Genomic DNA, 6,988 nt, shown 5'->3' on the forward strand with positions numbered 1-6,988 from the left:
CCAATCTTCGGACCTAAAAAGCCCCTCAAAATATCTAAGATATCAAATAATAACGGTATTCAACCGGATAATGGCTAATTTTAAACTTACCATCTCAGACTTCTAAAGAACCATTATTCGTCTTCGAGTTAACATCGCTTTACAGCTACCACGACTTTCTGAAGAAAACACGAAGATTACTCATTCTCTCACAGTCAATATTAGGAAATCAATGACATTATTCTACAATAAATAGTTAGTAAAATCAATTATTGTTATTTTTAATATCCTTGATCTAAATCAACTAAATTATGCAATTTTTCACCAGCCAAATATTTTTCCAAGTTATCTTCAAAAAGAGGGATAAATATATCCTTAAAATGTGCCATTAACCCTGAAATGTGCGGTGTCGCAATAATTTGCTCAGAACTCCATATTGCTGAATCTGAATCAAGCGGCTCTTGTTCAAATACATCTAGATAAGCACTTCTAACATAATTTTCAGCAAGTAGTTTCTCTAAATCACTTGTTACAACTGAACTCCCACGTCCCACATTAATGAAGGAATATCCTGCCTCAATCTTTTGTAATACTTTTGTATTGAAAAATCCATTGGTATAAGAAGTCCCCGGTAAGATATTAATTACATAGTCTACCTGATACTTAGTTGTTGCTGCTTCAAATTCATCCATTGTAATAATTTCATCAAAGTCAGTAGCAAGTTTTGGATCGAATCCATGACGATTAACACCAATAGTTTTCATTTCAAAAAAGTGACAGTACCGTGCAATTTCCTTACCGATATTGCCAGTTCCAAAAATTAAAACAGTCTGTTCAGAAGTCTCAAAAACTTCGGGATCATCCCAAACTCCAGGATTCTTAACGACTGTCCGTAATCCCCTATTTTCAATTAACAAGTATGCAGCAACAGTTTCTGCAATATACCTTGAATGTAATCCTGAAGCTGTCGTTAACTTAATTCCTCTTTCAGCAAATTCTTTGAGAGGGAAGTAGTCTACCCCAGCTGAGCGCGACTGTACCCACTTGAGATTCTTACTTTCCAATAATTGTTTTGCAAGTGGAACTTTCCACCCAAGGATAATCTCAACATCTGAATAATCATCAGGGTCTGTAGTAAACTCAACTGTTGGAAATTTTGCTTTTAAAGCTTTCATTTGTTCATCTTTTGGTTCAACAAGTAAAAGTGCCTTTTTCATTTAAAAACCTCCAAATTAATAGTTTGCATTATACAATTAAGCTAATTGCATATAACAATTTTTCCAATTGTATGATTAGTCTCCAACATTTCATGTGCCTTTCGCAATGTTTTTGCACTAACTTTATTAAGAACTTCTGTCTCAGTTGATTTAAGCACACCGTCATCAAGCATTGCTGATATTCTTTCTAAAATTTCATGTTGTGAAATCATCTCGGGCAGCTGATAAAAAGACTTAGTATACATCCATTCCCAAGAAAAAGTAACACTTTTTGGCTTTAATAATCCTAAGTCTAGCGGCTTTTGATTACCAGTTATCGAGACTATTCGACCATTTGGTTTAATCATTTTTGCCATCTCATCCCAGTGACCATCAATATCACTCAATTGGAGAATATAATCAACTTCAACTATCCCTTTTTCCTTCAATTGAGTTGGCATGTCTTTTCGATGATTAATCGTATCATTAGCCCCATGTGCTAAAGTCCATTGAATTGACTCCTCACGTGAAGCTGTTGCAATCACATTCAGACCTGCCCATGATGCTAGTTGAGTTGCAACTGAACCTACACCACCTGCTCCATTGATGATTAAAATCGTCTTTTTCTTATTTTTTATTTTATCAGTTGGCGATATTTGGAGCTTTTCAAAAAGCAACTCCCATGCTGTTAATGAAGTTAATGGCATCGCTACACTTTGTTGTTTTGTCAATTTCTTTGGAGCAATTGCTACTAATCTTTCATCAATTAATTGATATTGTGCATTTGAGCCGGGACGGTTGATTGCACCCGCATAGAAAATCCGTTCTCCCTTTTTGAACATTTTAGCTTCGTCACCACAAGCGACCACCTCACCTAGTGCATCCCAACCTAAGATTCTTGGATGATCCTTTTCAATCTTTTCAGACTGATCTTTACGCGTACTAACATCAACTGGGTTAACTGCAATTGCCTCTATCTTAACTAACAAGTCGCGCCCTTTGGGGGTTGGCATTGGTGTTTGAAAATCAAACAAACTTAATTCATCAGATATTGGCAAATGTTCTGTATAGCCCACAGCATTCATCATTTCAACCATAATTATCTGCACTCCTTTTTAGTAACTATATACATATATTGCAACTTTACTTACAAATAATCAACTTTAATCAATTAATTTATTCTTAAAGTTGAAATTAAAAGGATATTGTCGATTCAAGAAGAATGATCTAATAAAAGGTATTCGAGGAATAATAAATAGAATTAATGAAACAAATAAAATACGATATCCAATTGATACAATTGTTGCAACAATTTCTGAATTTCTAATAAATTGATTGTATACTATTTCGGCTAATCCTAAAATATTCAAATCAAAAATATGTCCACATAAAACCAATAAAGACAATTGGCCAAACTTCTGGATGGCTTTTAAAACAAGCGGTATTTTGCTAAGAATCAGCTCTAAATATTTTGAGAGCACCATCAATGTAAAACTTCCGCCAATTCCACCAAGAATTGCAAAAAAAGGATTGGCAGCATATCCCGTATTTAAATAAAAGAAACCCGTATATGCCGAAATTCCCCATAACACAATTCCAATAATAGGATATACAAATGATCTTTCAATTAAATTAGATTTTCTTATCAAGTATCCCCCACAGTAAAAGGCTTGACTTTCTAAAGCAGCCGAAATTGACCATGGTAAAATAAAATGAATCTTAGATGCTAAGATAAACCCTAAGATACATTCCGCTACGCTCAATAGTAAAATAAGCTTAGTACTTTTAAACCTATCAGCGATTTTAAAAGATAAATTAAACATTAAATCCCCAATATACATAGCTACTAGAAACCAAATGGCCCCAATTGCAAAAACTGTTTGGTTCATAAATGGGATTGCAGTATTTGTCCCCACACCATACAAAGCTGCAATAATAAACTGATGCGTTTGGATTTTTGCAACTATAAATGGATTTTGATGATGTAGTGCTATCCAATTCGCCACAATCATGATGAAACATGTTGCAATGTAAGGCAGTAATAAATTGCGATTTAGTTTACTAAATATAGTCTTCCAGTCTTTTTGTGAAAATAAATACCCTGAAAGTACAAAGAAAACAGGAACATGAACTGCAAAAATCACTCGTGCAACCGTTGAAAAAGTGTATGGACCTAATGTGTGTCCAATTATTATTAATAGCATCCCAATTCCCCGAGTTATGTCAATCCAACCAATTCGTTTTTTCATTATTTAATTACATCCCCATTATTAATCGATAAACAATTTTGTTTGTGCAGGTATTGTCTCGGCCAAAACCTTGCCTGCTCTAATATTATAGAGAACTTCAGCATGCTTATTTAAAACATTATAAAAATCCGCATCATTCAACAAAATACAATTGGCAGGCAAGCCAACTTTTATCCCGTATTTTTCTGTAATATTCAGTGTCTTAGCCGCATTATAAGTTACATAATTATATGATGATTGTAGTTGCTCATACCCCATTAGCTGAGCAGCATAGACTCCCATATGGACTGGATCCAACATATTCCCATTCCCCAATGGACTCCATGGATCTTGAACATCATCTTCCCCAAACGAAACATTAATCCCGGCTTCTGTGAGTTCTTTAACACGAGTTAATCCTCGACGCTTGGGATATGTGTCAAATCTTCCACCCAAATGCATATTAACCAAAGGGTTCGAAACAAAGTTCATGTCTGCCATTTTTAACAGTCTAAATAACTTATATGTGTATGCGTCATTATACGAACCCATCGCAGTTGTGTGGCTTGCGGTTACACGGCTTTTTAGTCCAGTCTCATAGGCTAGTGTAGCTAAAACTTCTAGATTACGGGTAGCAGGATCATCAATTTCATCACAGTGGACATCGATTAAGGTATCGTATTTTTCAGCCAGGCCTACTAAATATTTAAGTGAATCCGCTCCATAAAAGTGATTAAATTCATAGTGTGGAATCCCCCCAACAACATCAGCACCTTCTTTAAGTGCTTGTTCTAATAATTCTTTACCATTAGGAAATGATAGAATCCCTTCTTGTGGAAATGCCACTAATTGTAAATCAATAACGTCTTTTAATTCTTCTCTTAGCTCTAATAAAGCTTGCAAAGCAATTAAGTTTGGATCAGTTGTATCAACGTGACTTCTCACATGCTGAATTCCAAATTTTATCTGTTGATAAATAGTTTTACGTGCACGTTCTTTAACATCTTGAATTGTTAAACTTTTTTTCCGTTCTGACCAAATTCTGATACCATCAAAAAGCGTTCCTGTCTGATTCCATTCAGGTTGTCCAGCAGTCAGTGTTGCATCTAAGTGAATGTGTGAATCAATGAAAGGCGGTAACAATAAATGCCCTCCGCCATCAATGACTTTTTCTCCTGCATTAGCAGTTAAACCAGTGCTAATTGCAGCAAATTTTCCATCTTCAATCCGCACACTTTTTAATTCTTTTTCATTATTAATGTGGACATTAGTTATTAGCATCTAATCGTTTCCTTTCGTAGTGACTTTCATCAAAAATAAATATATTAACGCGCTAAGTAACATGTCGATAAAGGTAGCCCCAACTGTAAGATTCAAGAAATTCAGTTTCTGTAAGATGAAAAATAAAATTGCTCCCAAAACCCAAGTAATCACAGCAATCCAGTTAATTCCACCACGATACCAGTATATCCCATTTGTCTTGGTTAGTTCAGCAACCTTGTATTCTTTTTTCTTCAAAATATAAAAATCCACGATAATGATACTAATGATAGGTCCGAGAACCATTCCGATATAATCAAGAAAAACAGTAAATGCATCTAAAAAACTGCCTAAAATCATTGGGATGAAAGTTACAAGTGTTGCCAACAGCGCCACAATCCACAGAGAGACTTTCAAACTTAATCTCGGGAAAACATTTGAAAGAGCCGATCCAGCTGCCATCAAATTCACAGCATTAGCAGTCATGCTAGTCAATACAATAACAAGTAAGGCAATAATTCCCAGACCTAACTTGCTTGCAATCGAACTTGGATCTGAATTATTTGGATCATATGCTCCAGATGCAACTGCAATACTAATCGTTGCCACTAGTCCAATGAATGCGAACCAAAGTACGCCAACTAACGCACCTATAAATGGCATTACGGTTGAACTACTTCTTTTTTTAGTGAATCGTGTAAAATCTGCTCCTGCAGTAACCCACGCAAGATTAAAGGCTGCCACAGTATCAATTGCAGTTCCAATATCCATTCTAAGTTTTGTTGGTACACTCCAAGAAGATATCTGACTAAATGAAACGGTCTTGAAAACGACAATGGATTCCCATACAACAAAAATAAATACAAGAATTATTCCAATTCTTTCAATTAACTGTACTGAACGTGAACCACTTACAATGCTAATAATATGAAGGATGCTCATAACAGCAATTCCTAGAAACATTCCAGTATTCCCACCGGCATGACCAAATAATGGCAAACCAACTAAATCATGAAGCAGATAACTAACAGACGTTGCTGCAATAAAAGTATTGACAGCTGTCCAACCTATGAATTGCGTAAAATTAATTAATGATGGCAAAAAACTCCCACGAATTCCAAATGATGCCCGACTGATTCCCATTGTTGAAACACCTGTCTTATAACCAATAAAACCAATCAAAGATAAAAATATATATGACAATGCTGAAGAAAACACCAAGACATTCATTGCAGCAATAAACCCACAAGCTGCCAAGACGCCCCCAATGTACCAAGTACCATTATTAGCATTTGCTCCGACCCACGTAGCAAACATATCCCATGATGAAGTCCGTCGTTCTTCTGTTGAAACACTTAAACTCTTTTCTTTATTATTCAACTCAATTTCTCTCCTTCGTCTTAACCTAATATTAAAGTATATTATAAATTTATTAAGGAGAGAAGAACTTCTGTGTTTGCACCCATTTATTTTTTTTAACACTGAATTACACACTATATTCTTACGATTACAAAGAATTATTGGCTTATTTTCTAATCAATTAGTTCTATATTATCTGCCTTTGACAATTTAAATGTAATTGCACGCTATGGAACAAACCATGATCCCTATAACTATTCATAAGATGGCAAAATTGAATTTATTTGAAATAATCAAAAAGGAGCTAGGTCAAAATTGACTTAGTTCCTTTTTGTTTAGATGAGGCTGAATCAAAAACCGATTTTTGATTCAGCTTTACTAATTATTCCGTCTAAATGTGTTCCATAAGTCAAAATTCTCAATCTAACTTCAAGTTAGTTAATATTCAAATTTTCTCGCCTTATATCACATTCTTATCTACTTCTCACTTTTTTCCCTTTTTGTAAAAACTATCATTAACACTATCGCTAACATAACTAAAATGGCACCAAAGATACCTAAAACTTCTCCATCATCTTTTTGTCCTGTTTGAGGCAACTGATTTCTTACTTTATTATGTTTGCCAGAAATGTTGTGATTTTGTGTATCCTGCTTTACTGATGGTTTTTTTGTCTCAGAAATTGATTTATCCGTAACACTGACTGTCGCAACCTTTGCGGTTGTTTGTAAATCTACCGTGAAGTTATACTCTTTATCTGCATCATATTCGTACCCTGCGGGTGCTGCTGTTTCTTTGAAGTAGTATTCTCCTGGTTTTAATCCGTCGACTGTTACCTTTCCATCTGTTCCTGTTGTTACATTATCTTTAATCTTGTTTCCTGCTTTATCATATAGACTAAAGACTGCTTGACTTAATGCCTTGCCTGTATCTGCATCTGTCTTTGTTAAGACTACTGATCCTGTCTT

Annotated in this window: 6 protein-coding genes; all 6 read right to left on the reverse strand. The window is 35.0% G+C overall.

Annotated features, from left to right (window positions below; translation table 11 throughout):
* Nucleotides 1-260: 260 nt before the first annotated feature.
* Nucleotides 261-1,196: an NAD(P)-dependent oxidoreductase gene (locus FC80_RS06480; protein WP_057829311.1), complete on the reverse strand. Its 936-nt coding sequence runs from the start codon at nucleotides 1,194-1,196 to the stop codon at nucleotides 261-263.
* A 41-nt stretch (nucleotides 1,197-1,237) separates the two neighbouring features.
* Entirely contained in the window at nucleotides 1,238-2,272 is a 1,035-nt protein-coding gene (locus FC80_RS06485; RefSeq protein WP_187327434.1) for a zinc-binding alcohol dehydrogenase family protein, read from the reverse strand.
* Nucleotides 2,273-2,338: 66 nt separating this feature from the next.
* Nucleotides 2,339-3,424 (reverse strand): acyltransferase family protein, encoded by a 1,086-nt coding sequence (locus FC80_RS06490; RefSeq protein ID WP_057829312.1) that lies wholly within the window; start codon nucleotides 3,422-3,424, stop codon nucleotides 2,339-2,341.
* 21 nt (nucleotides 3,425-3,445) lie between these two features.
* Nucleotides 3,446-4,684: a cytosine deaminase gene (gene codA, locus FC80_RS06495; protein ID WP_057829313.1), complete on the reverse strand. Its 1,239-nt coding sequence runs from the start codon at nucleotides 4,682-4,684 to the stop codon at nucleotides 3,446-3,448.
* Nucleotides 4,685-5,980 (reverse strand): cytosine permease, encoded by a 1,296-nt coding sequence (locus tag FC80_RS06500; RefSeq protein WP_235807249.1) that lies wholly within the window; start codon nucleotides 5,978-5,980, stop codon nucleotides 4,685-4,687.
* Between the two features lie 519 nt (nucleotides 5,981-6,499).
* The coding region (locus FC80_RS09630; RefSeq protein ID WP_202813107.1) for a SpaA isopeptide-forming pilin-related protein at nucleotides 6,500-6,988 on the reverse strand (489 nt) is incomplete at its 5' end.

The organism is Liquorilactobacillus cacaonum DSM 21116 (assembly GCF_001436735.1).
GTDB classification, from domain to species: domain Bacteria; phylum Bacillota; class Bacilli; order Lactobacillales; family Lactobacillaceae; genus Liquorilactobacillus; species Liquorilactobacillus cacaonum.